Origin of the sequence: Nocardia wallacei (assembly GCF_029869545.1) — a bacterium.
Taxonomy (GTDB): Bacteria; Actinomycetota; Actinomycetes; order Mycobacteriales; family Mycobacteriaceae; genus Nocardia; species Nocardia wallacei_A.
This window is the reverse complement of record NZ_JARWQD010000057.1, coordinates 1-26,510: the sequence shown is the minus strand read 5'-3', so window position 1 is coordinate 26,510 and position 26,510 is coordinate 1. Positions and strand designations below refer to the sequence as shown.

29 protein-coding genes, 1 tRNA gene and 1 pseudogene are annotated in these 26,510 nt (G+C 69.9%); 12 read left to right on the top strand and 19 right to left on the bottom strand.

All coding sequences use genetic code 11. From position 1 onward, the window contains the following. Positions 1-100 precede the first annotated feature (100 nt). Complete coding sequence (locus QH290_RS03240) at positions 101-274, bottom strand: hypothetical protein (protein ID WP_280267791.1); 174 nt, start codon at positions 272-274, stop codon at positions 101-103. Between the two features lie 197 nt (positions 275-471). On the opposite strand from QH290_RS03240, the gene QH290_RS03235 reads away from it, so the two are divergent. From QH290_RS03235 to QH290_RS03225, 3 genes are all read left to right on the top strand, one after another. Further along, the gene (locus tag QH290_RS03235) at positions 472-954 is read left to right on the top strand and encodes a PPOX class F420-dependent oxidoreductase (RefSeq protein WP_425301809.1); all 483 of its coding nucleotides are present in this window, start codon (positions 472-474) and stop codon (positions 952-954) included. Positions 955-1,053: 99 nt separating this feature from the next. Next, on the top strand, positions 1,054-1,944 hold the full coding sequence (locus QH290_RS03230; protein WP_342213264.1) for a TIGR03621 family F420-dependent LLM class oxidoreductase: 891 nt from the start codon (positions 1,054-1,056) through the stop codon (positions 1,942-1,944). A gap of 456 nt (positions 1,945-2,400) precedes the next feature. Continuing rightward, positions 2,401-2,655: a hypothetical protein gene (locus tag QH290_RS03225; protein WP_280381906.1), complete on the top strand. Its 255-nt coding sequence runs from the start codon at positions 2,401-2,403 to the stop codon at positions 2,653-2,655. A gap of 130 nt (positions 2,656-2,785) precedes the next feature. On the opposite strand, the gene pspM is transcribed toward QH290_RS03225, so the two are convergent. From pspM to pgsA, 5 genes are all read right to left on the bottom strand, one after another. After that, a complete protein-coding gene (gene pspM, locus QH290_RS03220; RefSeq protein ID WP_280381904.1) occupies positions 2,786-3,607 on the bottom strand; it encodes a phage shock envelope stress response protein PspM in 822 nt (273 codons plus the stop codon). A 1,163-nt stretch (positions 3,608-4,770) separates the two neighbouring features. After that, positions 4,771-5,589 (bottom strand): PspA/IM30 family protein, encoded by an 819-nt coding sequence (locus QH290_RS03215; protein ID WP_280267796.1) that lies wholly within the window; start codon positions 5,587-5,589, stop codon positions 4,771-4,773. Between the two features lie 208 nt (positions 5,590-5,797). Then, positions 5,798-6,196: a helix-turn-helix domain-containing protein gene (locus QH290_RS03210; protein WP_280267797.1), complete on the bottom strand. Its 399-nt coding sequence runs from the start codon at positions 6,194-6,196 to the stop codon at positions 5,798-5,800. Positions 6,197-6,251: 55 nt separating this feature from the next. Next, positions 6,252-6,770, bottom strand: coding sequence for a CinA family protein (locus tag QH290_RS03205; protein WP_425301810.1), 519 nt, complete (start codon positions 6,768-6,770; stop codon positions 6,252-6,254). Continuing rightward, positions 6,767-7,426 (bottom strand): CDP-diacylglycerol--glycerol-3-phosphate 3-phosphatidyltransferase, encoded by a 660-nt coding sequence (gene pgsA, locus QH290_RS03200; protein ID WP_425301811.1) that lies wholly within the window; start codon positions 7,424-7,426, stop codon positions 6,767-6,769. Before pgsA ends, QH290_RS03205 begins: the two co-directional genes overlap by 4 nt. A 119-nt stretch (positions 7,427-7,545) precedes the next feature. Here pgsA and QH290_RS03195 point away from each other — a divergent pair, with 119 nt between their 5' ends. The 5 genes from QH290_RS03195 to QH290_RS03175 all read left to right on the top strand — a co-directional run bounded on the left by QH290_RS03195 (position 7,546) and on the right by QH290_RS03175 (position 10,259). Next, positions 7,546-8,088, top strand: coding sequence for an amino-acid N-acetyltransferase (locus QH290_RS03195; protein ID WP_280267798.1), 543 nt, complete (start codon positions 7,546-7,548; stop codon positions 8,086-8,088). Positions 8,089-8,105: 17 nt separating this feature from the next. Then, the gene (locus tag QH290_RS03190; RefSeq protein WP_280267800.1) at positions 8,106-8,390 is read left to right on the top strand and encodes a YciI family protein; all 285 of its coding nucleotides are present in this window, start codon (positions 8,106-8,108) and stop codon (positions 8,388-8,390) included. A gap of 56 nt (positions 8,391-8,446) precedes the next feature. Next, on the top strand, positions 8,447-9,271 hold the full coding sequence (locus QH290_RS03185; protein ID WP_280381903.1) for a class I SAM-dependent methyltransferase: 825 nt from the start codon (positions 8,447-8,449) through the stop codon (positions 9,269-9,271). 313 nt (positions 9,272-9,584) lie between these two features. Then, a tRNA-Leu gene (locus QH290_RS03180) sits at positions 9,585-9,658 on the top strand. A gap of 181 nt (positions 9,659-9,839) precedes the next feature. Further along, on the top strand, positions 9,840-10,259 hold the full coding sequence (locus QH290_RS03175) for a TIGR03668 family PPOX class F420-dependent oxidoreductase (RefSeq protein WP_280267818.1): 420 nt from the start codon (positions 9,840-9,842) through the stop codon (positions 10,257-10,259). A 28-nt stretch (positions 10,260-10,287) separates the two neighbouring features. Here QH290_RS03175 and QH290_RS03170 read toward each other — a convergent pair whose 3' ends face one another. Then, positions 10,288-10,857 (bottom strand): TetR/AcrR family transcriptional regulator, encoded by a 570-nt coding sequence (locus tag QH290_RS03170; RefSeq protein ID WP_280267802.1) that lies wholly within the window; start codon positions 10,855-10,857, stop codon positions 10,288-10,290. A 91-nt stretch (positions 10,858-10,948) separates the two neighbouring features. Between QH290_RS03170 and QH290_RS03165 the strand changes: the two genes are divergently transcribed. Next, entirely contained in the window at positions 10,949-11,650 is a 702-nt protein-coding gene (locus QH290_RS03165; protein WP_280381902.1) for an SDR family oxidoreductase, read from the top strand. A gap of 40 nt (positions 11,651-11,690) precedes the next feature. Next, the gene (locus QH290_RS03160) at positions 11,691-12,113 is read left to right on the top strand and encodes a tautomerase family protein (protein WP_280381901.1); all 423 of its coding nucleotides are present in this window, start codon (positions 11,691-11,693) and stop codon (positions 12,111-12,113) included. 37 nt (positions 12,114-12,150) lie between these two features. Here the strand turns inward: QH290_RS03160 and QH290_RS03155 are convergent, their stop codons facing one another. From QH290_RS03155 to dapA, 7 genes are all read right to left on the bottom strand, one after another. Next, positions 12,151-12,429, bottom strand: a complete 279-nt coding sequence (locus tag QH290_RS03155; protein ID WP_068032201.1) for a hypothetical protein — start codon at positions 12,427-12,429, stop codon at positions 12,151-12,153. Positions 12,430-12,546: 117 nt separating this feature from the next. Beyond that, the gene (locus tag QH290_RS03150; RefSeq protein ID WP_280381900.1) at positions 12,547-13,104 is read right to left on the bottom strand and encodes a type 1 glutamine amidotransferase domain-containing protein; all 558 of its coding nucleotides are present in this window, start codon (positions 13,102-13,104) and stop codon (positions 12,547-12,549) included. Positions 13,105-13,359: 255 nt separating this feature from the next. Next, positions 13,360-14,412: a mechanosensitive ion channel family protein gene (locus QH290_RS03145; RefSeq protein ID WP_280267807.1), complete on the bottom strand. Its 1,053-nt coding sequence runs from the start codon at positions 14,410-14,412 to the stop codon at positions 13,360-13,362. Between the two features lie 93 nt (positions 14,413-14,505). After that, positions 14,506-17,166 carry a DNA translocase FtsK gene (locus QH290_RS03140; RefSeq protein ID WP_425303546.1) on the bottom strand — a complete coding sequence of 887 codons (2,661 nt, stop codon included), beginning with the start codon at positions 17,164-17,166 and terminating at the stop codon, positions 14,506-14,508. 371 nt (positions 17,167-17,537) lie between these two features. After that, positions 17,538-18,161: a TIGR03085 family metal-binding protein gene (locus QH290_RS03135; protein ID WP_280267809.1), complete on the bottom strand. Its 624-nt coding sequence runs from the start codon at positions 18,159-18,161 to the stop codon at positions 17,538-17,540. Between the two features lie 46 nt (positions 18,162-18,207). Further along, positions 18,208-20,295, bottom strand: coding sequence for a ribonuclease J (locus tag QH290_RS03130; RefSeq protein ID WP_280267811.1), 2,088 nt, complete (start codon positions 20,293-20,295; stop codon positions 18,208-18,210). Positions 20,296-20,329: 34 nt separating this feature from the next. Continuing rightward, a complete protein-coding gene (gene dapA, locus QH290_RS03125) occupies positions 20,330-21,238 on the bottom strand; it encodes a 4-hydroxy-tetrahydrodipicolinate synthase (protein WP_280267812.1) in 909 nt (302 codons plus the stop codon). A gap of 147 nt (positions 21,239-21,385) precedes the next feature. Between dapA and QH290_RS03120 the strand changes: the two genes are divergently transcribed. Next, the gene (locus QH290_RS03120) at positions 21,386-21,832 is read left to right on the top strand and encodes a hypothetical protein (protein ID WP_280267813.1); all 447 of its coding nucleotides are present in this window, start codon (positions 21,386-21,388) and stop codon (positions 21,830-21,832) included. 191 nt (positions 21,833-22,023) lie between these two features. Here QH290_RS03120 and QH290_RS03115 read toward each other — a convergent pair whose 3' ends face one another. The 5 genes from QH290_RS03115 to QH290_RS03095 all read right to left on the bottom strand — a co-directional run bounded on the left by QH290_RS03115 (position 22,024) and on the right by QH290_RS03095 (position 26,132). Then, positions 22,024-23,067: a hypothetical protein gene (locus QH290_RS03115; protein ID WP_280269894.1), complete on the bottom strand. Its 1,044-nt coding sequence runs from the start codon at positions 23,065-23,067 to the stop codon at positions 22,024-22,026. Beyond that, positions 23,054-24,334: a sensor histidine kinase gene (locus QH290_RS03110; protein ID WP_280381897.1), complete on the bottom strand. Its 1,281-nt coding sequence runs from the start codon at positions 24,332-24,334 to the stop codon at positions 23,054-23,056. Before QH290_RS03110 ends, QH290_RS03115 begins: the two co-directional genes overlap by 14 nt. Next, positions 24,331-25,029, bottom strand: a complete 699-nt coding sequence (locus QH290_RS03105; RefSeq protein WP_280269896.1) for a LuxR C-terminal-related transcriptional regulator — start codon at positions 25,027-25,029, stop codon at positions 24,331-24,333. Before QH290_RS03105 ends, QH290_RS03110 begins: the two co-directional genes overlap by 4 nt. 148 nt (positions 25,030-25,177) lie before the next feature. Continuing rightward, positions 25,178-25,630, bottom strand: a complete 453-nt coding sequence (locus QH290_RS03100; protein ID WP_280381896.1) for a flavodoxin family protein — start codon at positions 25,628-25,630, stop codon at positions 25,178-25,180. Between the two features lie 22 nt (positions 25,631-25,652). Beyond that, positions 25,653-26,132 (bottom strand): hypothetical protein, encoded by a 480-nt coding sequence (locus tag QH290_RS03095; protein ID WP_280381895.1) that lies wholly within the window; start codon positions 26,130-26,132, stop codon positions 25,653-25,655. 157 nt (positions 26,133-26,289) lie between these two features. On the opposite strand from QH290_RS03095, the pseudogene QH290_RS03090 reads away from it, so the two are divergent. Continuing rightward, positions 26,290-26,510 (top strand): annotated as a pseudogene (locus tag QH290_RS03090) (hypothetical protein); the annotation flags it as partial.

Here is a 26,510-nt window from a genome sequence, read left to right as displayed (position 1 = left end):
CACCCCCCCCGGCTAAACTGGCCCTCCGGTTCCCCCCTCCCTTTGGGGGCCCGCGGGGTCCCTCCCCGGCCGGCCCCGCATCTCCCTGGCACAGGGACGTCTACATCTTGCCCACCGTCGACTTGTTCGACCCCGACACCGCCTTGTACAGCAGATACAGCCCGAACACCACGGCGCTGATCATCAGGATCGGGAACAGCGCCTTGACCAGCGCGCCGACCACGATCAGCGCCAGCCACACGAGCGCGACGACGCCCAGGATCTTCCAGAACATGTCCACTTCCTCCCGAAGGTTTCCGAACCGCGGTCAGCGCGACCCGACCCCTCCATACTGACGCGATCCGACCGGAAAATCACCAGGTCACGTGGGATATCGGGGAAAGATCAGGGGTTACCCGGAGGCGAGACACCACCACACTTGACCTGGAGCCGACTCCAGGTCATAGCATCCGGACGACGCCGCCGAAGCTCATGACGAGAGGAAATCCCTTGCCACGCATCGCCACCGCCGACACGGTCGGACGCGCCGAACTGCTGGAATTCCTGCGTGGCCGCCATCGCGGCATCCTGATGACCACCCGCGCCGACGGCCGCCCGCAGCTGTCGCCGGTGACCTGCGGTGTCGATCCCGAGGGCCGCATCGTGGTGTCGACCTATCCGGCACGCGCCAAGACCCGCAATGCGCGGCGCGACCCGCAGGTGTCGATCTGCGTCCTGTCCGACGACTGGAACGGGCCCTACGTGCAGGTCGATGGGCGCGCCGAGGTGCTGGACATGCCCGCCGCGCTCGATGGCCTGGTCGAGTACTTTCGCGGCATCTCCGGCGAGCATCCCGACTGGGACGAATACCGCGCGGCCATGGCGCGGCAGAACAAGTCGCTGTTGCGCATCGACATCGAGCGCTGGGGTCCCGTCGCCACCGGAGGCTTCCCGCCCGGCCTCGCGGATTCGTAACGCTCGGCGAAATACGCAGGGCGGTAGCCGTTTTCGGGGCGAGACGAGGACCACACGATCGGCCCGGCGCGCGCACCCACCGGCGAGTAGCCTCGAGACGTGGAAGATCGAAAAGATATGACACCGCGTCCTTTCCGGTTCAGCGTGGGTCTGGGCGGCGCCGGTTCCCGCGCCGAATGGCGGGACAAGGCGCGACGGGCGGAGGACCTCGGCTACGACGTGGTCCAAGTCGCCGACCACCTGGGCATGACCTCACCGTTTCCCACGCTGGTCACCATCGCCGAGGCGACCGAGCGCGTGCGCGTGGGCACCATGGTGCTGAATGCGGGTTTCTACCGCCCCGCTCTGCTGGCGCGCGATGTCGCGACCACGGACCTGCTCACCGGCGGCCGGTTGGAATTCGGCATCGGCGCCGGGCCGGATTTCGCCAAGCCCGAATTCGAGGCGGCCGGGCTGCCGTTCCCCGGCGGGCGGCAGCGCATCGATTACCTGAGCGAGACCGTCACCGAGATCCGGGACCTGTTCGCGAAGGAGCATGAGCCGCCGGTCGACAGGCGGATTCCGGTGCTGGTGGCCGGGCTCGGCGACCGCCTGGTGCGGACGGCGGCGCAACAGGCCGACATCGTCTCGCTGGCCGGGGTGCCCGGCGTCGCCGATATCGACTCCGAGGAATCCGGTGTCGCCGCACTCGGCCGCCGCGTCGATTTCGTCCGCGCCGCCGCCGGTGAGCGCTTCGACGATCTCGAGGTCGGATTGATGGTGCAGGCGGTCGAGGTGCCGGGACACGAGACCGATCTGTCGCTGCCCCGCAGGTTCAATCCGGACCTGTCCGAGGCGCAACTACGCTATCTGCCGGGCGTGCTGCACGGTTCCCCCAGCAGCATCGCCGACACCCTGCGGCATTACCGCGACACGTACTCCATCAGCTACTTCAGCGTCGCGGAGACTCAGCTGAACACCATGGCCGAGGTGATCGAGCAGCTCCGATGAGTCGTGGGCGGGGCGCCGAATGTGGTTGACGTACCGGACAGTTCACACTTGCACTCGTTCCGGATTCGGCGAACAGTGGTTGACGACTGCCCGTGTTGCCGTTCGAAGGACCAAGACATGCCACACGTCGCCCACCCCGTCCTCGGCCCGATCACCATCTGCCTGAACATACCGCTCGGTCCGGTAAGCATCAGTATCTGCATCTGAGGCACCGGTGCGCGAGCACGGTTTGCACCGTCGGTACCTCGCGCACCGGTGCCGCGGTCGTTCGGGCGCCCACCGCGGACTGCGGGGTCGTATAGACGGATTTCGTTGTGCCGTCTCCCGAGCACCTCGGCGAGCGGTGGTGAAATCTCGGGAAGATCCGTATCGACCGCCCTGATTCGAAATCGACCGGCCTACTGTGTCATTCGCCGCGGCATACCACACATCCCAAGTGACACAGGAAGTTCCCGCATGAACAACAGCACAGGCCGGAAAGCGGTTGCCGTCGCCGCACTCCTCGGTTCCACCGCCCTGGCATCCCTTGTCGGGGCAGGCATCTCGACCGCCGACACCCCACTCACCTCGATCACCAGCAGCGGCAGCTCGGCCTCGGGCGACAAGGACGCCACCGCGCCCATCACCAGCAGCGGCAGCTCCGCCTCCGGCGAGAAAGACGCCGCGGGCCCACTGCAGCAGATCGTCGCCCAAATCCAGAACGCCCTCTGACCCCGAGGTTTAGGCTCCCGTTCCCGCACCCCTTGTTCGTTCTCGCACCCCTTGCACGAGCCTGCAAGGGGTGCGGGGACGGGCAAGGGGTGCGGGAAGCGGTTGTCTGCCGACCGGCGGGGGTCGGGGGTCAGGGGTGGTCGGATAGGTCGGTTAGGGCATGGGCCCAGCCGTCCAGGCGGTCGGCGGCGTCGCGGAGTTCGACCATGGCCCAGCTCAGGTTGTCGGGGAGGGCGGGGCTTTCGGGGACGGCGAGGACGCGGCTCGCGGAGGCTACCAGTTCCTCGTATTCGACGACTCCGGTCTCGAGCCGGGATGTCGCGGCGCGGACGTGGTCGGCCAGCACCGGGCCGGAGATCGAATTCACCTGTCCGACAACACCGGCCGCCTTCTCCATGGCCGCCACGTCCGCGGCGAGCGCGTGCAGCGCGGCGGCGCCGGAGTCGGCGGTTTCGATGGTGTCGGCCAGGTCTTCCTCGGGAAGCCGTCCCCCGCGCGCGATCTGCTGCGTCAGCGCGTGCAGGGCCCGCTCGGCACGCACCAGTCGGGCGATGGGCGCCCGTGCCGCCGATCGAATCGGCGGGAGCTTGCGAGGAACGAAAGCGGCCGGTGGCAATGGGTTTCGCCGCAGCTCGATATAGCGCCGGGTGGTGACGGCAGCGCCGGTCACCAGCGCCGCGGCGCCGCTGCCGACGACGATGACGGCCCACACCGGCGCCGAGATGACCACCAGCCCGGCGGTTCCCAGCGCGGTGATCCCCGACGCGGCCCCGAGCCGCAGGCTGCGCCGCCGCACGCGCCGCCGCCGGCGCAGCTCGCGCTCCCGAGGGTCGGCCCACTTCCGCACCGTGTGCAGCGCGTTCTCCCCCACCTCCCGCAACGCATCCGGCAACCGCCGCGCCTGATCGATCTGCTCGTCCTCAACCCCCGACTGCGCCAAAACCTCCCGCACGAACCGCCCCGTCCACGGCCCACGCCCACCCGCAGCCCCGAGATCACGCTCGGCGGCACCGCGAGGTCCAGGCTCGGCGACACCGCGACGCCCAAGCTCGGCGGTGCTGCGACGCCCAGGCTCGGCGGCACCGCGACGCCCAGACTCGGCGGCACCCCGACGTCCAGACTCGGCGGCACCGCGAGGTCCAGGCTCGGCGGTGCTGCGAGGTCCAGCCGCCGCCCCACGTCCGGTGGCGGCATCACCACGCCCACCGGCCGTGCCACGACCGGAGGCGCTACCAGATCCACTGCGATACCCAGCCGCACCATCACGCCCAGCCGCACCACCACGCCCAGCCGCACTGTCACGTCCGGCTGCTGCCCCACGCCCAGCTGCTGCCCCACGTCCGGTGGGGGTCGACTTCTGGTGGTCGGCTCGGGCGCCGGGGGGCTCGGGCGGGCGATACGGCGGGGCCTGCTCCGGGCCGCCGGTCTCCGCGGGCGGGCAGCCGAGACGATCGGCGGTGCCCGGTGCGGAGCCGTCCACCGCGTTCACCGGGCCAGGCCCGGGCGGGGCATGAAAACTGTAGGGCTGCGGCATATCTCGCAGTACGGCCGTGTAATCCTGTTGTCCCGCAGGCGATTCGCTCCCCCGGGCTGTGAATCCAGCCGCCGCCGACGAGTTGTCCGCAGCCACATCCGATGCCGAGGCACCGCGTTCCACTTCCCCCGACGAACGCCGAAACACCGAGGGGAACAACGACTTCCATTCCGAACCCGAGGCGCGATCGCGCTCCACTACGGTTCGATCCCGCCTGCTCGTGCGTCCTACGGAACTGCGTGGAGGACGCGACATCGCGCCGGAACCTGGCGGTCCGCCCCGCGACGGCGAATCGGCCCCGGCCTCACCGAGCACTACGGACTCGACCGAAGTGCCCTGGGTAGACGGGGACGCGGACTCGCCCGTCGTAGGGACGGTCTCGGCGGACGTCGGCGGCTCGGCGCGAAGCGTGGAAGACCCGGGCCCGCCCGCTGACGCCTGCCGGGCCGGTGGCGGGACCTCCGGCCCGGGACTCGGTTGCGCCTCGCGGGGCCTGCGGCGAAGACGGGCACGGCCGAGCGCGGGCTCGTTGCGGGCCCGCGATCTGCCCATCACACCAGTACCTTTCCAGCAGGTGACCGCTACTGCTGCGCGGTCTGGCCCTTATCGATCTGCGGCTGCTGCGCGGCCGGGTTGGGGACGGCCTGCGGCGCGGCCTCACCGGCGGGCAGGGAGTCGCCGCGCATGGACGCGCGGATCTGCTCCAGCCGGTTGTGGCCCGCCATCTGCACGCTGGCCTGCTGGACCTCCATCATGCGGCCCTGCACCGAGTTGCCCGCGAGTTCGGCGGCGCCGAGCGCGTTGGCGTAGCGGCGCTCGATCTTCTCCCGCACCGCGTCCAGGCTCGGCGTGCTGCCGGGCGCGGACAGGGTGGAGTCCATCGACTGCAGCGACGCCGACACCTGCTCCTGCATCTTGGCCTGCTCGAGCTGGGACAGCAGCTTGGTGCGCTCGGCCACCTTCTGCTGCAGCGTCATCGCGTTCTGCTCGACCGCCTTCTTGGCCTGGGCGGCGGCCTGCAGCGACTGGTCGTGCAGCACCTTGAGGTCCTCGATGGACTGCTCGGCGGTGACCAGCTGCGCGGCGAACGCCTCGGCGGCGTTGGTGTACTGGATCGCCTTCTCCGAATCACCGGCCGCCTGCGCCTGGTCGGCCAGCATGACCGCCTGCCGGGCGTTGGCGTTGAGCTTCTCCACCTCGTCGAGCTGGCGGTTGAGCTTCATCTCCAGCTGGCGCTGGTTGCCGATGACGGACGCCGCCTGCTGCGACAGGGCCTGATGCTGGCGCTGGGCTTCCTCGATAGCCTGCTGAATCTGGACCTTCGGATCCGCGTGCTCCTCGATCTTCGAGTCGAAGAGGGCCATGAGGTACTTCCAGGCCTTGACGAACGGATTAGCCATCGATTGATCCCGCCTCCATCTGATGCGCCGCGCTCCAACGCGACTGTAGTGCGCGACCGTCACGCACCCCGTTTGTCCCTATCCTCCACCGTCCGGCACCGATATGGGCGAACCCGCCGGTACCGACGCCTATAGAGAATCTATCCGTTTCCGCTCCGTCGTACAGCGTTGCCGGCGCCGATTGCTCTCGACGCCGGCAACAACCGGATTACTTCGCCTGTACCAGTACCAGTTTCTCCGCCCTGGGGGCCGGAATGACGATCCGGGTGTCTTCGGCGATGGTGCCCAGCGGAACGGCCGACACGCTCGCGACCGGCGCCTCCGCCGGGGCGGCGACCGGCGCCGCGGGCGGGGCGGGTACGGCGGCCACCCCGTCGGCGTCGGCCATCGCCGCGCTCACGTCGAACAGCACCTGCGACAGCGGCAGGTCCAGGGCCTGGCAGATCGCGGCCAGCAGTTCGCTGGAGGCCTCCTTGCGGCCGCGCTCCACCTCCGACAGATATCCGAGACTCACCCGCGCCGAGGTCGACACCTCGCGCAGGGTCCGGCTCTGGGCGATCCGAGCACGCCGCAGACTTTCCCCGATGGCCTCTCGCAGCAGCGTCATCTCGTTCTCCTCTACGTTCTCTTCCTCGCCGGACCGAGCGTCTGCAGTGTCAACGTCATACGCCACCCGGTTGGTTCCCGGACGTCGGCGGCCCCAGGCTGCGAACGAGCTCACCGACGGCCGCACGCACCGCATCCATCCTGATCGTCCACCGGTCGCCGGACAGTTTCAACCGCAACACCTCGGTTCCCTCCGGTCCCGCCAGCCCGAGGAATACCGTGCCGACCGGGCGCCCGTCCTGCGGTTCGGGCCCGGCGACCCCGGTCAATCCCAGCCCCCAGTCCGCCGCGCAGACCGTCCGGGCACCGACCGCCAGCTGTTCGGCGGTGCTCGCGGCGACGGGACCGTCGGCGGTCAGTGTGTGTTCGCTCACCCCGGCGAGGGTGTGCTTGAGGTCGGTGGCATAGACGATCAGGCCACCGCGCAGCACCGAGCTGGCGCCGGGCACGCCCGCGATGGTCGCCGCGAGCAGGCCCGCAGTCAGCGATTCCGCGGTCGCCACGGTCAGCTTGCCCTGCTTCAGTATTCGCACGAGATCGGCGGCGGGAACGGCCGCGGCGAGCGGATCCGTCACTGCCGCCGGACCGGACCGAACCGCAGCCGCGCCGCCTGCACCACGTAATCGAGGCCCGTGATCACCGTCAGCGCCACCGCCGCGTACATCAGCAGCAGGCCCGCGGTCTCGAACGCGCCGGACAGCGGCAGCACCATCACCGCGATGGCCAGCGACTGCACCAGCGTCTTCAGTTTGCCGCCGCGACCTGCCGGGATCACCCCGCGCCGCACCACCGCCAGCCGCAGCAGCGTCACCCCGATCTCGCGGGCGCAGATCACCAGCGTGATCCACCACGCCAGATCGCCCAGCATCGACAGCCCGATCAGCGCCGATCCGATCAGCGCCTTGTCGGCGATCGGGTCGGCGAGCTTGCCGAAGTCGGTGACCAGGCCGTATTTGCGGGCCAGTTGCCCGTCGATGCGGTCGGTGATCGCCGCGACCCCGAACAGGGCGGCGGCGGCGATCCGCCAGCCCGTCTCGTGCCCGCCCGCGGCGAACAGCGCCAGCAGGAACAGCGGCACGATGAGGATCCGGGCCACGGTCAGGATGTTGGCGATGTTCATCAGCGGCACCGCCGAGGGCTCCACGGCGCGGGCCGCGGCGGGCACCAGATTCGCCCGGGCCCGGCCGGTCTCCACCCAGGCGTGGTCCATATCGTCGCTCTGCACGCTCACCGGCACCCCCACCCGGTCTCCGCCCAGCCCCGAACCCCGGTCGGGCGGGGCGTGGGGACGGGCTGGGAGTGCGGCACTCCACCAGACTATCGGTAACCCCGCCGACTACTGTGCACCCCATGACAACACGGGCACCCCACAGTGATTCGATCGGCGGCGCGCACGCGGGCTCCCCGGTCGTGCGCCGTGCCCGGACCTCGGACGTGCCCGCCATCAAATCGCTCGTCGACGCCTACGCCGGCAAGATCCTGCTGGAGAAGAACCTGGTGACGCTGTACGAGGCGGTGCAGGAGTTCTGGGTGGCGGAGGTGGAGGGCCGCGTGGTCGGCTGCGGCGCCCTGCATGTGCTGTGGGCCGATCTGGGCGAGGTGCGCACGGTGGCGGTGCATCCGGGTGTCAAGGGCCGTGGCATCGGGCGGCTCATCGTCGACAGGCTGATCGAGACCGCGCGCGAGCTGGAGCTGGGGCGGCTGTTCGTGCTCACCTTCGAGGTCGATTTCTTCGAGCGGCACGGGTTCGCGGAGATCGACGGCACCCCGGTGACGGCGGAGGTGTTCGCGGAGATGTGCCGCTCCTACGACACCGGTGTGGCGGAGTTCCTCGACCTCAGCTACGTCAAGCCCAATACCCTCGGCAATACTCGAATGCTGTTGACCCTGTAGACACCGAGGGAGTCCCCGTGCCGATCTTCGCCGTCCACTACACCTACTCCGAGGCCACCGCGGCGGGGCGCGACGAGTACCGGCCCGAGCATCGGGCGTGGCTGTCCGGCCTGGTCGACCGCGGTGTCGTGCTCACCACCGGCCCGTACCCCGACGGTTCCGGCGCGCTGCTGCTGTTCCGCGCCGACGATGCCGAGGCCATGGAGAAGCTGCTGGCCGAGGATCCGTTCGCCCGGCAGGGGCTGATCGACGCCAAGCGGTTCGTGGAGTGGCTCCCGGTGATGGGCGCGTTCGCCGGATAGGCCGCGCCCGATATTTGCTGGCGGCCGCGAGTGACGGCGTGCGACAGTCGCTCACCGTGACCGATTACCTCACCCTCAACCGCGGCAACTGGGACGACCGCGCGCCGCTGCATGCGGCCTCGCCCGACTACGCGCTCGACCGGTTCCGCGGCGATCCGTCGTTCCTCAGCGGCGTGGTGCGGTTCGACCTGCCGCGGCTGGGTGACATCCGCGGGCTGCGCGGGGTGCACCTGCAGTGCCATCTCGGGACCGACACGATCTCGCTGTCCCGCCTCGGGGCCGCGATGACCGGACTCGACTTCTCCCCCGCCTCGGTGGGGCATGCCCGGGAGTTGGCCGAACAGTGCGACGCCGCAATCGATGTCGTCGAGGCCGACGTGTACGACGCGGTCGCCGCGCTGGGTCCGGCGCGTTTCGACCTGGTGTACACCGGAATCGGTGCGCTGTGCTGGCTGCCGGATATCGCGCGCTGGGCGCGGACGGTCGCCGCGCTGCTGCGGCCGGGCGGACGGCTGTTCCTGCGCGACGGTCACCCGTTGGCGCAGGCGCTCGACGAGCGGCAGTTCCCGCGCCTGGCGATCGGCTACCCGTACTTCGAGACCGCCGAACCCCAGGTGTGCGAGGACACCGCGACCTACGTCGACACCGACGGCGCGCTGACCCGGACCGTGACCCACCAGTGGAGTCACGGCATCGGGGAGATCGCGACGGCGGTACTCGCGGCGGGCCTGACCCTCACCGGCCTCGAGGAACACGACAGCGCGCCGTGGCCGGTCCTGCCCGAGGGCATGGAGCGCGGCGACGACGGCGAATGGCGGCTCGTCGAGCATCGGGAACGGGTGCCGTTCACCTTCACGCTGCAGGCGCGCAAACCGGCGTGACCGTTGAGCTGGGGTAATGCCCCTTCGACGCCGCCGCGGAATATTCAGTTTCCCAGCGCAATTCGCGGTGCTACCGTCGAAATACGAAAATTCGGACCGACCGGAAGGAGACAGCGATGATCGGGCAGATCGACCAGCGGCGCGGGCTCCGTGGCGCCCGGCGGTTCGCGCTACTTCCGGTATCCGGCCTCCGCTGGACGAACGTCCGCAGCGGTCCCTGAGGGTCTGTACCCACGGACCCGCACCAGGGCCGCTCTCGGGCAATACGCCACGGGGCGGCCCTTTCTCATACCCCGCGAGTCCCGCCGTCCGCTCCCTCGTAGCCCAATCGGAAGAGGCACCGGTTTTAGGTACCGGCCAGTGCGAGTTCGAATCTCGCCGAGGGAACCTACTGTCCGGCCCGCGCAGCTCGACGCCGAGTCCGGTGTCAACGCCGACACCCCGCGCGGGCCACGTAGCGTCCGGGCGACCCGCCCGTGGACCGGCTCAGCGGATCCAGCCGAGCCGCGTGACGGGATGGTGCGGTAGCGGACATGCGGCGCCCGGGGCCTAACCTGGGATGGTGCGGTTGGGTGACGAGGAGGCGCTGGGGCGGTTTCGCGGGGCTCGGGTGGCGCGGCTCGCCACGGTCAGCGAGGCGGGGCAGCCGCATCTGGTCCCGGTCACCTTCGCCATGGCGCCGGAGTCGACGGAGGTGGTGATCGCGATCGATCACAAGCCGAAGACCACCACCAATCTGCGGCGGTTACGCAATATCGAGGCCGACCCCCGGGTCTCCATCCTGGCCGACGCCTACGACGAGGACTGGACCCGGCTGTGGTGGGTCCGCCTCGACGGCACCGCCCGCATCCTCACCGCCACCCCCGACCGCGCCGCGCCCCTCCGCTGGCTCACCACCAAATACCCCCAATACCAACACAATTCACCCCAGGGACCGATCATCAGCATCACCCCCCGATCAATCTCCGCCTGGTCCTACCAGCCCTGACCCACCCGAACGCGGCTGGCGGCGGGGGTCAGTCGGTGAGGAGGGATCGTTTGGCGGCGTCGAGGATTCGGGTCGAGAGGTCGTTGTCGGCGGTGGCGCGGGCCAGGATCAGGGCGCCTGCCATGGTGGACAGTTCGACCAGGACGTCGGGTTCTGGGCGTTCGTCGAAATCGGACAGTCTGTCGAGCATGGTGCGGATGCCGTCGAGGTAGACCTCGCGGAGCGGGCCCCGGGGCTCGGCGCGCGCGACGTCGGCGGCCGTGGCGGCGATACCGCACCCCTGTCCGGCCGCATCGCGGTGGGTGGTCGAGAGATATCGCTCGATGAACACGCGGCGCGCCGTCGGCCCGTCCGCGCTGTCCGCGCGAATCCGGTCCATCTCCCCGATCTTCTCGGCGTAGGCGGCCGCGCAGGCGTGCACCAGCAGCTCCTCCTTGGAGCCGAAGTGCCGGTAGAAACCGCCGTGGGTGAGTCCGGCGGCGGCCATCACCTCGGGCACGGTCACCGCGTGGGCACCGCGCTCGCGCACCTGCGCGGCGGCCGCCTCGATGACCTCCCTGCGGTGTGATTCCGCCTGCGCCCGCGATGCTCTGGGCACGTGCTCTCCTTTCCGTCGCCGCCCGCCCTCGATGACGCGCTCGGCGCATACAGTCTTGCGCATCCGTATAGATGATGATCATAATCTAAAAATGACCACAATTGAAGGAACGGTCGCCCTCGTGACCGGCGGCCGGCGCGGACTCGGACGCGCATTCGTCGACGAACTCCTGCGCCGCGGCGCCACCAAGGTCTATGCGACCGCCCGGCAACCGGAACCCGATACGGACGGCCGGATCGAAACGATCGCCCTGGATGTCACCGACCCCGACTCCGTCGCGGCCGCGGCGGCGCGGGCGCAGGATGTCCGGATCGTCGTCAACAACGCCGGTGTGCTACTTCCGGCCCCGCTACTGAAGGCCGAAATGGCCGATGTCATAACCACTTTCGACACCAACGTCTTCGGCCAGCTGCGCATCGCCCAGGCGTTCGCGCCGATCCTGGCCGCGAACGGCGGCGGCGCGCTGGTCGATATCCACTCGGTGCTGTCGTGGGGCGCGGGAGCGGCGGCCTACGGCGCGTCCAAGGCGGCGTTCTGGTCGCTCACCAATTCGCTCCGGCTGGAGCTGGCCGCCCAGCACACCCAGGTGGTCGGGGTCCATCTCGCGTTCGCCGACACCGATATGGTCGCGCGGCTCGCGGTGGACAAGATCGATCCGAAACAGGTGGCCGCCGCGGTATTCGACGGCGTGGAGCGAGGCGAGCCCGAGGTCCTGGTCGACGAGGCGACCAGGCAGGTGAAGGCGGCCCTGTCCGGCCCCGTCGAGGGCCTCACCATTCCGCTCGGCCGCTGACGCCGCGACGCAACGCTTTTCACATCGAGAGGACATACCGATGCCGCTGTGGCACGTCTATCATCCCGCAAACACCTACTCCGACAAGGACAAACAGGATTTCGCGGCGGACATCACCGAGCTGTACAGCAGTTTCGGCCTGCCGGAGTTCTACGTCGTGGTGCTGTTCACCGAGGTCGAGGAGTCGGCGTTCTTCGTCGGCGGGCGCCCGGCGAGCGATACCGTGCGAATCGTCGTCGAACACCTCGCCCGGCACCTGGACGATCCGGACATGCGCCGACGATCGACCGAGCGGCTCAACTCGATCATGGAGCCCTATACCCGAGATCGCGGGCTGCACTGGGAATTCCACACCTACGAGTCGCCTCGGGACCTGTGGATGATCGCCGGACTGTTCCCGCCGGGCCCCGGCACCGAGGCCGAGAGGGCCTGGGCCCGCGCGAACGAGCCGCTCCCCTACTGATATCCGGATCCGTGCGTGCTGGTAGTCGAGGGGAAACTCAGCCGATCACGGCGTTCATGATGGTTCCGGCGCTGGTGGCGATGACGCCGCCGATCATGGCGCCCGCCACCATCTTCGGCGCCCGGGAGCCGCCGCCGGTCCACTTCTCCCACGCGAACAGGCCACCGGCGTAGGTGATGCCCAGGACACCGGCGAGCAGCACGAACCAGGTGAAGTACCGCACCAGCTTCATCAACTTGTCGGCGGCGGGAGGGGTTTCGGGAGTCGGGTTACCGACCTGGGCCAGGATCGTGTCGTGAACAGCCGCGAGAATCATGGAGTGCTCTTTTCCCAATCGGTGAACCAGCTCGTAACTACCGCGAAATTCATGGTGCCAGAAGACGATTGGTGAGCGCATCCTCTCGCGGGAATCGGCCATGGCCGGTGTGGGGCCTCAGCCGGACTTCTCGGCGGTGATGGCGTCGATGAAATCGGGCAGGTCACCCGGGTTGCGCGAGGTGATCAGCGCGAATCCGTCGCGCACCGAGCGCACCACCGGCTCGTCCACCCAGGTGCCCCCGGCGTTCACGATGTCCGTGCGCAGCGACGGATAGGACGTCAGCGTCATGCCGCGCACCACCTCGGCGTCGACCAGCAGCCAGGGGCCGTGACAGATCGCGGCGATGGGCTTCCCGGCGGCGCTCAGCGCGCCCACCAGCTCCCGGGCGCGGTCGTCGGTCCGGAGATTGTCGGCATTGACGGTGCCGCCCGGCACGACCAGCACATCGACGTCGTCCGGATGCACGGCGTCGAGGGCCGCGTCGGGCCGCACCGTCTCGGCGGGTTCCAGGTCGTGCCGATAGGTGTGCACCGCCTCACCCTTGGGCGCCGCGTGCGTCACCCGGGCGCCGCGTTCGCGCAGCCGGTCTCGCGGCTGCACCAGCTCGTCGTGTTCGACACCGGCACCGGAGGTGACGATCAGAACATGCGTGCCGTCGAGTCGTGCGGACACAGGTCGCTCCTTTCCTCGGCTACCTGTGCGCACTACCCGGCTCGGACCGGCCCAAACAGGGCCGGTCCCGGGCGATCAGGCGGCGCTGCCGCTGAGGGCACCCATCGCCGTGGTGAAGATGTTCGCGACCACTTCCAGCAGTTCCATGCGTATGCCCAACTCTCGATCCGTTCGGAAGGCGCAAGCATGCGCGACCGATATGTCCGGGAGGTTATGCGGCGATGAAACCCCGGCCGGATGTCACCGATGCGCCACTCACTCCGCCATCGCCGGCGCCGGCGCCGCCTGCACGGTCGGGATCTTGGGCAGCGCGTACGGGTGGTGCACCGACACCCAGCCCAGCAGCTCCTCGCGGACCGCGCAGCGCAGGGTCCACACGTCGTCGGCGTTGCGGGCCGACATGGACGCCCGGACCACGATGCTGGTGGGTGTGCTGTCGGTGACCAGCAGGTTCCAGTCGCGGCCGTCCCAATCGTCGCGTCGGCGCAGATACTCGTGCAGGTGTTCGCGCAGTTCGGGGATCGGCGTGCTGTGGTCGAGGTACAGGAAGACGGTGCCGGTGATCTGCGGCCCGCCCCGCGACCAGTTCTCGTAGGGCTTGCTGTTGAAGTACGAGACGGGCATGGTCAGGCGGCGGTCGTCCCAGATGCGCACGGTGAGGAACGACAGCGTGATCTCCTCGACGGTGCCCCACTCGCCCTCGACCACGACGGTGTCGCCGATCTTCACCGAATCACCGAAGGCGATCTGCAGCCCCGCCATCAGATTGCCGAGCGTGGACTGCGCCGCCACACCGGCGATGATGCCGATGACACCGGCCGACGCCAGCAGCGAGGTGCCGAGCGTGCGCAGATTCGGGAACAGCAGCAGCATCGCCACGGCCGCGGTGGTCACCGCCAAGATCCCGGTCACGATCCGGCGGACCAGCGTGAGCTGGGTTCGCAACCGCCGCACGCGCGCGATATCGGCGGCGCGGCGGGAGTACTTCTCGAGCGTGTTCTCCGCGACGGCGTCGACGGCGCGCATGGTGAGCCAGGCGGCGGCCATGATCGCCATCGTGGCCAGGATGTTGCGGATCACGGCGTCCTGGCGCAGGTTCAGGTGCGCCAAGGGATAGGTGATCTGCAACCCGGCCGTCGCCAGCAGAATCTGCAGCGGCGTCTGTATCCGGCGCAGCAGCGTGAACAGCCGGGTCGCCGGATGCTTGTTCGCGCTGTAGCGCAGCAGCCGGTCGACCAGCAGCCCGGCCGACACGGTGACCGCCAGTGTGCCGCCGAAGACGATGAGCGGCCGCAGTACCTCCTCCAAGACGTCCAACTCCTTGCCGCGCGGGTGTTCGGTGTGCCTTCTCGCGACGATACATATCGATAGCGGTATGCATGCAAGGGTGGAAGGAGGCCGCTATTCGTCCGCGCCCGGCTCCGGTTCCGGGTCTCCCCCGCCGCGGATCGTGTACAGCAACCCTTCCAGCTCGTCGGGTTTGATCAGCACGTCGCGGGCCTTGGAACCCTCGCTGGGGCCGACCACGCCGCGGGTCTCCATGAGGTCCATCAGGCGGCCCGCCTTGGCGAAGCCGACGCGCAACTTGCGCTGCAGCATCGAGGTGGAGCCGAACTGCGAGGTCACCACCAGCTCCACGGCCTGCACGAACAGGTCCAGGTCGTCGCCGATGTCGGGGTCGACGTCCTTCTTCTCGCCCGCCTTGGCGGCGGTGACGCCCTCCTGGTACTCCGGCTCGGCCTGGTTCTTGGTGAACTCGACGACGCCGTGGATCTCCTCGTCGGAGATGAACGCGCCCTGCAGACGGGTCGGCTTGTTCGCGCCCATCGGCAGGAACAGCCCGTCGCCCATGCCGATCAGCTTCTCCGCGCCCGGCTGGTCGAGGATGACCCGCGAATCGGTCAAAGACGATGTGGCGAAGGCCAATCGGGACGGCACGTTGGTCTTGATGAGGCCCGTGACCACGTCCACCGACGGCCGCTGCGTCGCCAGCACCAGGTGAATGCCCGCGGCGCGGGCCTTCTGGGTGATGCGCACGATCGCGTCCTCGACGTCGCGCGGCGCGGTCATCATCAGGTCGGCCAGCTCGTCGACGATCGCCAGGATGTACGGATACGGCCGGTAGACGCGCTCGCTGCCCAGCGGCGTGGTGATCTGCCCCGACTTCACCTTCTTGTTGAAGTCGTCGATGTGGCGGACCTTGCTGGCCTGCATGTCCTGATAGCGCTGCTCCATCTCCTCCACCAGCCAGGCCAGCGCGGCGGCGGCCTTCTTCGGCTGGGTGATGATGGGGGTGATCAGGTGCGGAATGCCTTCGTACGGAGTGAGTTCCACCATCTTCGGGTCGATGAGGATCATCCGCACCTCATCCGGCGTCGCCCGCTGCAGCAGCGAGACCAGCATCGAGTTGACGAAGCTCGACTTACCCGAACCGGTGGAACCGGCGACCAGCAGGTGCGGCATCTTCGCCAGGTTGGCGGCGAGGAATTCGCCCTCGATGTTCTTGCCGAGCCCGATCACCAAGGGGTGGTGGTCGTTTCGCGTCGACGGCGCCTTGAGCACGTCGGCCAGGCGCACCAGTTCGCGGTCGGAGTTGGGCACCTCGATGCCCACCGCGGACTTGCCCGGGATCGGCGCCAGCAGCCGGACGTTCTCCGTCGCAACGGCATACGCGATATTGCGGGTCAGGGCGGTGATCTTCTCGACCTTCACGCCGGGCCCGAGTTCCACCTCGTAGCGGGTGACCGTCGGCCCGCGCACGAATCCGGTCACCGCGGCGTCGATCTTGAACTGCACCAGCACCTCGGTGATCGCCTCGATCATCGATTCGTTGGCGGCGCTGCGGCGTTTGGGCGGGTCGCCGTCGACGAGCAGGCTCATCGGCGGCAGCTGATAGTCGCCCTCGACCTCGCGTTCGACGAATTCCAGCTGCTGTTGCGCGGGGGGCTCGGGGGTCTGGTCGACGACCTTGGGCGCCTTCTTGGGTTTCGCTTTCGGCGCGGGCTTCTCGGCCGCGGCGGCGCCGTCGGCCGCGATCTCCTTGGCGTCGCGCAGCGGCGGCTCCCCGATGACCTCGGTGACGGCGTCGGAGCCGCCGAATTCGTCGGTCGGGTAGTTCTCCTCGGGCGTCTTGCCGCGCCGCTTGGACCTGCCCTTGTGCACCGGAAAGCCGTCGGCGTCATAGTTTTCCGGGTCGTAGAGCCCGTATCGGCCGTCGTAGGAGTCGTATTCGTCGCCGGTTCCGGTGCCGAACAGCTCCCGCAACCGATTCGGCACCTCGCGCACCGTGGTGCCGGTCAGCAGCAGCACCCCGAAGATCATCGCGATCAACAGCAGCGGCACGGCCAGCCAGCCGGTCAGCCCGTCCCGCAGCGGCCCGCCGACCACGTATCCGGCGAATCCGGCCGCGTGCGCGCGGCCGTGCGAATCGGTGGGCGCACCGGCGGCGATATGCCACAGGCCCAGGGCGGGCAACCCGACCAGGAGTCCGCCCAGCACCAGGCGCGGCCGGATCTCCGGGCGCGCCTCGGTGCGCATCAGGATCACCGCGACGAGGGTGGCCACGAACGGCAGCGCGGCGGAGGCGGATCCGGTGATCCAGCGGATCGCGGTGTCGACGGCGTGCCCGATCGGGCCGCCCGCCGACAGCCACACGGCCGCGGCGATGATCACGCTGAAGGCGATGAGCACCAGGGCGATTCCGTCGCGCCGATGCCCGTGCTCGATCTCCCCGGCGCGGCTCACCGCGCGCGTGGTGGCGCCCACGCTGCGCGCGAGCATCGACCAGCCGCCGCTGATGCCGCGGCCCAGCACGGCCAGCGGGGCGGTATTGGACCGGGCCCGGGCCGGGCGGCGAGCAGGGGCCGAACGCCCGCGCGGCGTCGATTTCGCGCGCGAACCGGTCGTACGAGACCGTGGCTGAGCGCGTCCCCGGGCCGATCCCGACGACGTCCCCCGCCCCGTCCCCGCCCGCGAACGTGCCGTCGTGGTGCCCCGGGACTTACCTGCCATGGTCATCAGGCTAACCGCAATCGCCCCATCCAGACCATCCGCAACACCCATCCCACCGACATCACATCCCGGCGCAAAAGCGCCGTGACCGGCCGAGAAGGCGCCGCCGGTCCCTGCCCGACCCTACAAAACGGCACCCCGAACTGGGCAGATGCTCACCGGGGAGCGCAGGCGCCGCGATCCGCAACAGGCGCCCGCAGATCGCAAGACATTCAGCGCGCCACGCAGATCCCGGCCAAAAACATGCCGGAATGTAGGAGGGCCATGCCGGGAATGCAGAAGGACCACGCCTGGCAAAACGGGAGGACCATACCTGGCAAAACGGGAGGGCCGTGCCTGGCAAAACAGGAGGGCCGTGCCTGGGAAAACAGGAGGATACGGCGTGATCAACTGAATTTCCGGCATGCTTTTGGCCGGAATCCTCAGACGCTGCGGTCGGTGGCGAAGACTGCCTTGATGTCGTCGTCGGGGCCGGTGGCCTCGAGGCGGACTTCGTTGCGGCCGAAGGCGTGTAGGAGGAGTTCGGAGGGTGGGGCGGTCAGGATCACCGCGTCGCCGCCGGTGTTGTGGGCGGTGACGCGGTCGCCCCGCGGGGTGGTCAGGACGACGGTCACCGGGGACTTGCGGTAGGCCATGCGGGCCATGCGGCGCACCGCGTTCCACAGCTTCGCCTCGTCGGCCTCGCTCAATGTCCGTGGCTCCCAGCCGGGTTCGCCGCGGCGCACGTCCTCGTGGTGGACGAACATCTCCGTGAGATTGACCACCGCATCCACCGGATACAGCGGCGACCACCGCGGCGGGCCGGTGCGGATCTGCTCCAGCAGGTCGGTGAACGGCCGCCGCGCGACCCGCGACTGAATCGAATCCAGGTATCCGGCCAGGGGTTTCAGCAGAATGCCGGGCGCGGCGTCGGGCCGCCGCTCGCGCACCACCAGATGCGCGGCCAGGTCCCGGACCGTCCAGGTACCGCACAGGGTCGGCGCGTCCGGGCCCGCCGCGGTCATGGTCACGACCAGCGCCCGCCGTTCCCGTTGGGCCATACTCATGATCACGAGCCTACTGGACTCGTGACCATGCGTCGCCGGGCGAACTTCAGACGCCCAGCACGGTCGGCACGATCATCGGGCGGCGGCGGTAGGTGTCGGCGACCCAGCGGCCGACCACGCGCCGCACGCTCTGCGCGATCCGGTGGGTGTCGGTGACGCCCTCCCCGGCCAGGCGCTGCAATTCGGCCTCCACCAGCTGTTGCGCCTCGACCAGCGCGCCGGGATCGTCGGAGAACCCGCGCCCGCTGACCTCGGGCGCGCTGACGGCCTTCCCCGTGGTCTCGTCGACGGCGACGGTGATGGCGATGAACCCGCCCTCACCCAGCACCAGGCGATCCGACAGCGTGGATTCGCCCACGTCACCGACGGAGAGCCCGTCCACGTACACCTGCCCGACCGGGACGCGGCCCACGATCGAGGCGATGCCGTCCACCAGATCCACCACGACGCCGTTCTCGGCCAGCATCACCCGGTCCTCGGGCACACCGGTGGCGACGGCGAGCGCGGCGTTGGCGCGCAGATGCCGCCATTCGCCGTGCACGGGCATGGCGTTGGTCGGCCGCACCGCGTTGTACAGATACAGCAGCTCACCGGCCGAGGCGTGCCCGGAGACGTGCACCTTCGCGTTCTGCTGGGTGACCACCGTCGCGCCCAGCCGCGCCAGCCCGTTGACCACCGCGAACACGGCGTTCTCGTTACCCGGGATGAGCGAGGACGCCAGCACCACGAGATCGTCGGCGCGGATGTTGATCTGGCGGTGGTCGCCGCGCGCCATCCGCGACAGCGCCGACAGCGGCTCGCCCTGCGATCCGGTCGAGATCAGCACCAGCTTGTGCACCGGCAGGTTGGCCGCCTGGTCGAGATCCACCACGATCCCGTCGGGGAGCTCGAGGTAGCCGAGATCCTGCGCGATCTGCATATTGCGCACCATGGACCGGCCGACGAAGCACACCCGCCGGTCGTAGCGCTGCGCGACGTCCACCACCTGCTGAATGCGATGCACGTGACTGGCGAACGAGGCGACGATCACCCGGCCCTTGGCCTTGCCGATGACGTTGTCGAGCACCGGGCCGATCTCGCGCTCGGGCGTGACGAAGCCCGGGACCTCGGCATTGGTGGAGTCGACCAGGAACAGGTCCACGCCCTCGTCGCCGAGCCGGGAGAAACCGGCCAGGTCGGTGAGGCGGCCGTCGAGCGGCAGCTGGTCGAGCTTGATATCGCCGGTGTGCAGGATCAGCCCGGCCGGGGTGCGCACGGCCACCGCGATGGCATCCGGAATCGAGTGGTTGACCGCGAAGTACTCGCACTCGAACGGGCCGTGCGTGGTCTTCTCGCCCTCGCTGACCTCGATCAGCTTCGGCTGCAGCCGATGCTCGCGGCATTTCGCGGCGACCAGCGCCAGGGTGAACTTCGAACCGACGACCGGAATGTCGGGACGCTGGCGCAGCAGGAACGGCACCGCGCCGATGTGATCCTCGTGACCGTGGGTGAGGACCACGGCCGCCACGTCGTCCATCCGGTCCTCGATCGGACGGAAGTCGGGCAGGATCAGGTCGACGCCGGGCTGCTGGTCCTCCGGGAACAGCACGCCGCAGTCGACGATCAGCAGCTTGCCGTCGAATTCGAAAACGGTCATGTTGCGGCCGATCTCGCCGATGCCGCCCAGCGCGAACACCCGCAGCCCCTGGCGCGGCAGTGCGGCGGGCAGGCCCAGCGGATGCGACCCGGCGGGCTGCGGCGGCTCGGCCGGAGCGTTCTGCTCGACACGGCCGCGGACCTGCTCGGCGCGTCCGCGTCCGCTCTGGCGGCCACGGCCGCGGCGCTGCCGGTCCGGTCGGTCGGACCGGCCGGAACCTGTCGAAACGGCCTGTGCCGCAGGCTTTTCCGCCGCCCGCAAATCCTGTTCGGCGGCCCTGGCCAGCTGCTGCTCCTCCCGCGCGGCGGCCTTGGCCTCCTGCGTCACCGAATCGGGTCGCGCCTGCGGTTCCGGCTGCACCGGCTCCGACCGGGCTGCCTGCGGCTCCGACTGCACCGGGGCAGAAGCGGACTTCACCGGTTCCGGCGCGGGCGCCGGGGCTCCGGCCGGGCGTGCGGCGGCCCGGCGGCGCGGACGGCGCTGTTGCTCATCACTCACGATCGCACCTCGCTGACGCTTGGTTCCGTCGCATTCATGCGTATACCCCCGCCGCCTCCAGATCCGCGGCGATCGCGAGCAGCAACTCTCCGTCGGGCATCAGCTGCGGCAGCCGCGGCTCACCCACCTCGATGCCCATCAGGCGCAGTCCGGCCTTGGTCATGGCCACGCCGCCCACCCGGGCCATCGCCCGCATCAGCGGCAGCATGCTCACGTGGATCTGGCGGGCGCCGGCCACATCCCCGGCGAGGTATGCCTCCCGCATCGCCACCAGCCGTTCCGGGACGAGATGCCCGATGACGCTGATGAATCCGGCCGCGCCGACCGACAGCCACGGCAGATTCAGCACATCGTCACCGGAGTACCACTCCAGCCCGGTCTCGGCGATCAGTTCCGCGCCGACGCCCAGGTCGCCCTTGGCGTCCTTGACCGCGACGATGCGCGGATGTTCGGCGAGGCGGCGGATCGTCTCGGGCAGGATCGGCACCACCGAGCGCGGCGGAATGTCGTAGAGCGTCACCGGCAGATCGGTGGCATCGGCGACGGCGGTGAAGTGGGCCAGCAGGCCCTCCTGCGCCGGACGGGAGTAGTAGGGGGTCACGAGCAGCAAACCGTGCGCACCGGCGCGCTGGGCGTTGCGGGCCAGTTCGATGCTGTGTGCGGTGTCATAGGTGCCGGCGCCCGCGATCACGGTCGCGCGGTCGCCGACGCTGTCGACGACGGCGTGCAGCAGATCGAACTTCTCCGACTCGGTGGTGGTCGGCGATTCGCCGGTGGTCCCGGAGATCGCGAGCAGGTCGACACCCCGGTCGACCAGGCGATTGGCCAGGGCGACGCCGGCATCGACATCGAGCTTGCCCTCGGCAGTAAAGGGGGTCACCATCGCGACACCGACCGTGCCGGACGCGCGCAGCTCTGTTCGCGTCGGTTCACCGTTCGTCATGGTCAGCAAGGCTACCCGGTCGGCTCCGCATGTTTGCGCCGCCTCCGGCTCCCTCCCGGCCGGATTCGGCCGATCCCGCATCGCGACAGCAACCATGGCATCATATTGCTGCTAGCGTGATGTCATTAATGATGTCATGCTGATGTCATGGATTTGAACAAGTACACCGCGCAGCTGCGCGAGGACCTCGTGGCGGCCGCCGCGCTCGGCGACGAGAAGACGCAGGCCACCGCCGCCGCGCTGGCCGCGGCCACCGAGAACGCCGCGCGGCTGACGCTGCTGGCGGCGCTGTCCGACCTGGCCGCCGAGATCAGCGAAACGCTCGGCGACCGCACCGTGCATGTCTCGGTGGACGGCACCGACGCCCGCGTCGACGTCCGGCACAACGAACGAGACGACGACCGGCCGAGCTTCGAGGAACTGACCGGCGATATCAGCCGGGTGACCCTCCGCATGGTCGACCAGATCAAGTCCCGCGCCGAACAGGCGGCCGCGCAGAGCGGAATGTCGCTGAACTCCTGGCTGTCCAGCACGGTCCAAGACGCCCTGCGCGACCAGATGCGCAAGGGCGGCCCGGGCCGCTGCGACGACTGATCCCGGCCAAAAGCACGCCGGGAATGGGGGCTGGAGCACGCCGGGAATAGAGGGTGGAGCACGCCGGGAAGACCACGCCGGGAAGACGAGGGGGACGCGCCGGGAATAAGGGGCGGACGCGCCGGGGGATGCGGGACCGGAAGAGTGCCGGGGTGCGAGAGCGCGCCGGGAGTGGGGCCGGGGTGAGCGGGTTAGGTTGAGACCGAGACGTTTCCGTCGGTGTCGATTTCTGTGCGGCGGTCGTGGTCGGGGGCGTTCGCCAGGACCGTGGCCAGGATGCGGCGGCCCAGGGGGAGTACGCGGACCGTTACCGAGCCTGCGTTGGCGGCGTCCAATTCCCTTGTCGCCGCGTCGATCACGCGCTGGCGAACCCACTGGGGGGCGGCGGCGAAGCCGCCGTCGTCGAGCAGTACCACCTCGACTCCGCGCGCGCGGGCGCCCCGGGCGGCACCGCTGAGTTCCTCGCTCATCAGTTGCGGCGCGCGCAGGCCGTCGCGCAGTTCGGCCTCGAGCAGGCGGCATTCCTCGCGCTCGGCCACGGTGAGTTCGGCGCCGTCGGCGATGCGCTCGAGGATCGGCCGCGCCACCCGGTCCAGCCGGGCCAGCTGCCGGATCCGCTCGCCGTCGGCGGCGGCCATGGTCGCCTCCGCGGCGGCGCGAATCGTGGCCTCCTCCCGCAGAATTCGCAGCGAGCGCTGGGTCGGGCGGATGATCACCGCGAACACCGAGATGGCGGTGACCGTGCCTACCGGCACCAGCGCGGCGGAGATCGCCCCGTCCGCGGTGCCGATGCGCAGGGCGGCCATCGCATCGACCGCCACCACCCCCGCCACCCCGACCCAGGCCGCCCCCATCCGGCCGCGCAGCACCAGCACCGCCATCACATAGGAGGTGACGAACGTCGTCCACACCATGTGCCCGGCCTGCTCGGAGTCGAGGTGCCACACGGTCAGCGCGGTGGCCACGGGCCCGGCGGCCACGATGAATCCGGTCACCGGCCACGGCAGCGGATCGGTGGCCACCACCAGCGCCAGCGCACCGGCGACCACCTGCACCACGAGCGCGAGCCCCACCGCCCACACCGGCGACGCGGACAGGTTGCGCAGCATGTACAGCACGATCGTCAGTTCCAGGATCAGCAGGAACAGCCAGGCCGTGCCGCCGCGCAACCCGAGCAGCTCCCGCAATCCGAACCCTGCGTCGATATCGTTGTCCCGCAGGTCAATTCGAACCATCGCCGCCCCACACGAGCGTCACGGTCGTTCCCTCCCCCGGTTGTGATTCCACGAATCCGGCGCCCCCGGACAGCTGCCGCATCCGCCCGAGAATGCTCACCGAGATGCCCAGCCGGTCGGCGGGCACCCGCCGCACGTCGAATCCCGCACCGTCGTCGGTGAACACCAGCCGGATACTGCCCGCGCTGATGGTGCAGGTGACGGCGCGGTGCACCGGCCGCCCGGCCACCGCGGCATGGCGCAGGCTGTTACGGACCGCCTCCCCCAGGGCCGAGGCCACGGTGGTGGCGGCGTGCACCGGCATGCGCAGGTCGTCGAAGCCGGGCCAGGTCCGGGTCGCGAAGCGGATGGCGGGATTGATCTCGTGCACCGCCGAGCGGAGGAAGATCACCGCGGCCCGGGCGTCGAGCACATCGGGTTCGCGGGCGGCGACCCGGATCTCGTCGAGCTGCTCCAGGGTGTGCTCGGCCTGCCGGTGCAGCACCGCCGAGCGCTCGTTACCGCGCGAGGCGTCGAGCAGGGTGGACAGCACGGCGTCGTGGATGAGCGCCGCGAACCGGGCACGCTCGTGATCGCGGGCGGCCGACGCGGCCGACGACGCCGCCTGACGGCTGGCCCGCGCCGACTCCCGGTCCACCCGGGCGGCGGCCCCGAGCGCGCTGACCACGCACCACAGCAGCAGCGTCGACAGCCCGAACGCGCGGGCGAAGGCGCTCAGCGCCGACATCGTCGTGAAATCGTCGACGAGGTAGATATCGGTCAGCGCCACCGCCACCGACCCCAGCACCAGATATCCGGCCGCCAGCAGCAGCGGCCACGCCAGCGCGGCGGTCAGCATGCCCAGCGGCAGCATCCGGTACAGCCACACCGAGGGCGCGTCGACGCTGTGGGTGTGCAGGGCGAACGGCAGCGTGGCCAGCGCCGCCAGGTAGCCGAGCGCCGTGGCGCCGGCCACCGCGCGAATCACCCTGGGCTCGCGCCGGATCGACACCGCCGTCAGCACCGGGAACCCGGCGAAGACCAGCAGCCCGGCCACCGGCGCCCACCACGCGGGCGCGACCCGGCTCTGGGCGATGATCTCGGGCAGGTCGACCAGGCCCATGATCATCCCGCCGATCCCCATGGACAGGCCGAGCCGCCGGATGATCCGATCGAACGCCACCGCCCCCGTGTCCTCGCTCACCGCATGTCCGCGCCACCACGCTCCGGTCCGCACCAGCGGTCCCGTCCGGACGATCGGCGCGTCCAACGTGCTGGCAGCAGTCATGCCCGGGGGTGACGTTCGGGCACGGGCAGCCAGCCGTCCTCGACCGCACGCTTGTACAGGTCTGTCTTGGTCGGCGCGGGCCGCCCGGCGTCGGCGTACTTCTGACGGATGCGGCCCAGATAGTCGTTGACGGTCTGTTCGGACAGTCCGGTCATGCGCGCCACCCGCGACGCCTTCTCCCCGGACGCGTACAGCGTGAGCACCTCCTGCTGACGCGGGCTGAGCCCGACATCCGGCAGTTGCGGGTCACCGTCGATGGCCGCGGCCCAGTCGGTGGTCACCACCTGTTCGCCGGAGGCCGCCGCGCGCACCGCCGACACCACGGTCTGCACGTCCTCGGACTTGCGCACCACGCCCAGCACACCGGCCCGCGCCGCCGAGCGCACCAGGAACGGATTGTCGGCCCCGGTGAACACCAGCACCTCCAGCCCCTGGCTGCGCAGCGCCCGCACGTTGTCCTGCGGGGTGGATCCGTCGGCCAGCCGCAGATCCAATACCACCAGATCCAATTGCGGTCCCGCGGAAAGCAATTCGGCCACCGTCCCGGCGGCGAGCACGAGCTCGAGGTCGGGTTCGGAGGCCAGCATGGAGGCCAGGCCGAGCGCCACGGACTCGTGGTCCTCGACGAGACCTATTCTGCGGCGTGGCGGCGATACTCCCGGCTGATCGGGTGCCCCCTGTGATGTCGCGTCCACGGCCCTCTCACCTCTTCCCAGAATCCCGAACACCTCGCCCGGTGACCGACCCGCGCGCAAATCAACCAGGCACCGGAACGTACTCGTGTCGAGTATGCCGGGGCGGAGCTGTTCGGGTCAGCCACCAGAAATCGGGGGCCGGGAGCCGTCAGGACATCAACCCGGCGGCCACGGTGGCCCCCAGCTCCCAGCAGCGTTCGCGATCTTCCTTCGTCGGCGAGCCCATCACGATCACCGGGGCCGCGGCCTGCTCCCACCCGAGCCCGGTGGTCACGGTGTCGATGCTCTTGTGCGCCCCCTCGGTGCCCTGATTGCCGTGGATATAGCAGCCGTAGGGCCGGGCCCGGGTGGAGTCCAGGCACGGGTAGTAGAAGGTGTCGAAGGCGTGTTTCAGCGCGCCGGACATATAGCCGAGATTGGCGGGCGTGCCCAGCAGATAACCATCGGCGGCCAGCACATCGCTCGCCGTCACCTCCAGCGCGGCGCGGCGCACCACCTCGACGCCCTCGATCTCCGGATCGGTCGCGCCCGCCACCACCGCCTCGAACATCTCCTGCATGTGCGGGGACGGCGTGTGATGAATGATCAGCAGTCGGGCCACACCGCCGAGGGTAACCCGGCGGCTAGTTGGTGCCGATGTGGCCGGTGTCGGGGCCGTCGCCCTTGCCGTTCATGGACGGGGCCGGGGCCACGCCCGGACCACCCGGCGCGGTGGCGGGCGGGAGCGGGACGGGGGCCGGGGTCGTCACGCCCGGGTACAGGCCGCCGGGGCCCATACCGGAACCGACCGCGGGCGGCGGCGGGACCACCGGAGCGGGGGCGGGCGCGGCACCCGGCGCGGGCGCGGCGGCCGCGGGCGGCGCCGGTGCGTACGCGGGCGGAGGCGCGGCGGCCCGGCCCGGGGAGACCGACTGCGGAGCCGTGCCCTCGGAGCCGCTCGCCAGCCGCAGCTCGCCCTGCACGGTCTGACTGTCCGGAGACTTGGAGCCTGCGTCGTGGCCCACCGCGGCCGGGCCGTTCAGGAAGGCCAGCGATAGACCGAACGTCACTCCGCCGGCGGCCAGCAGTGGAGAAATAACACGAACGATTCGCTTACTTTCCATAGCACCCCACCTTTTCATGACGAGAATGCTAGCGAGGTCGGGCAATTCAGCGGCAAACGACACGCGCGAGCCGAGAATTGAATGGATCGTGATCCTTTCGACACCTCCCGCCGCTCGCGCCCGCCACGACCGGCACGCGGGCCGCTACCGTACCGGGGTGCCCTCACGATCGCGACTTCCCCGGCTGCCCGAGCTGACGCCGCCCGCCGACCCCCGGCGCGGCTACTCCCAGCAGGAGATCCTCGCCGAACTGCGGCGGCTGATCCTGCAGGGCAGCCTGCCGCCGGGCACCGGGCTGCCGGCGCGGGCCGTAGGCGGGCGGGTGGGCCGGCGCGCCCGACCCGGGCCGGGGGGGGGGGGAAAGGGGGTAGGGGCGGG

What these genes read in the sequence shown, in the direction of transcription:
- QH290_RS03240 (WP_280267791.1), bottom strand. Translation starts at nt 274, where the DNA reads ATGTTCTGGAAGATCCTGGGCGTCGTCGCGCTCGTGTGGCTGGCGCTG.
- QH290_RS03235 (WP_425301809.1), top strand. Translation starts at nt 472, where the DNA reads ATGACGAGAGGAAATCCCTTGCCACGCATCGCCACCGCCGACACGGTC.
- QH290_RS03225 (WP_280381906.1), top strand. Translation starts at nt 2,401, where the DNA reads ATGAACAACAGCACAGGCCGGAAAGCGGTTGCCGTCGCCGCACTCCTC.
- QH290_RS03215 (WP_280267796.1), bottom strand. Translation starts at nt 5,589, where the DNA reads ATGGCTAATCCGTTCGTCAAGGCCTGGAAGTACCTCATGGCCCTCTTC.
- QH290_RS03210 (WP_280267797.1), bottom strand. Translation starts at nt 6,196, where the DNA reads ATGACGCTGCTGCGAGAGGCCATCGGGGAAAGTCTGCGGCGTGCTCGG.
- QH290_RS03195 (WP_280267798.1), top strand. Translation starts at nt 7,546, where the DNA reads ATGACAACACGGGCACCCCACAGTGATTCGATCGGCGGCGCGCACGCG.
- QH290_RS03165 (WP_280381902.1), top strand. Translation starts at nt 10,949, where the DNA reads ATGACCACAATTGAAGGAACGGTCGCCCTCGTGACCGGCGGCCGGCGC.
- QH290_RS03160 (WP_280381901.1), top strand. Translation starts at nt 11,691, where the DNA reads ATGCCGCTGTGGCACGTCTATCATCCCGCAAACACCTACTCCGACAAG.
- QH290_RS03155 (WP_068032201.1), bottom strand. Translation starts at nt 12,429, where the DNA reads ATGATTCTCGCGGCTGTTCACGACACGATCCTGGCCCAGGTCGGTAAC.
- QH290_RS03140 (WP_425303546.1), bottom strand. Translation starts at nt 17,166, where the DNA reads ATGGGTGTTGCGGATGGTCTGGATGGGGCGATTGCGGTTAGCCTGATG.
- QH290_RS03135 (WP_280267809.1), bottom strand. Translation starts at nt 18,161, where the DNA reads ATGAGTATGGCCCAACGGGAACGGCGGGCGCTGGTCGTGACCATGACC.
- dapA (WP_280267812.1), bottom strand. Translation starts at nt 21,238, where the DNA reads ATGACGAACGGTGAACCGACGCGAACAGAGCTGCGCGCGTCCGGCACG.
- QH290_RS03120 (WP_280267813.1), top strand. Translation starts at nt 21,386, where the DNA reads ATGGATTTGAACAAGTACACCGCGCAGCTGCGCGAGGACCTCGTGGCG.
- QH290_RS03115 (WP_280269894.1), bottom strand. Translation starts at nt 23,067, where the DNA reads ATGGTTCGAATTGACCTGCGGGACAACGATATCGACGCAGGGTTCGGA.
- QH290_RS03110 (WP_280381897.1), bottom strand. Translation starts at nt 24,334, where the DNA reads ATGACTGCTGCCAGCACGTTGGACGCGCCGATCGTCCGGACGGGACCG.
- QH290_RS03095 (WP_280381895.1), bottom strand. Translation starts at nt 26,132, where the DNA reads ATGGAAAGTAAGCGAATCGTTCGTGTTATTTCTCCACTGCTGGCCGCC.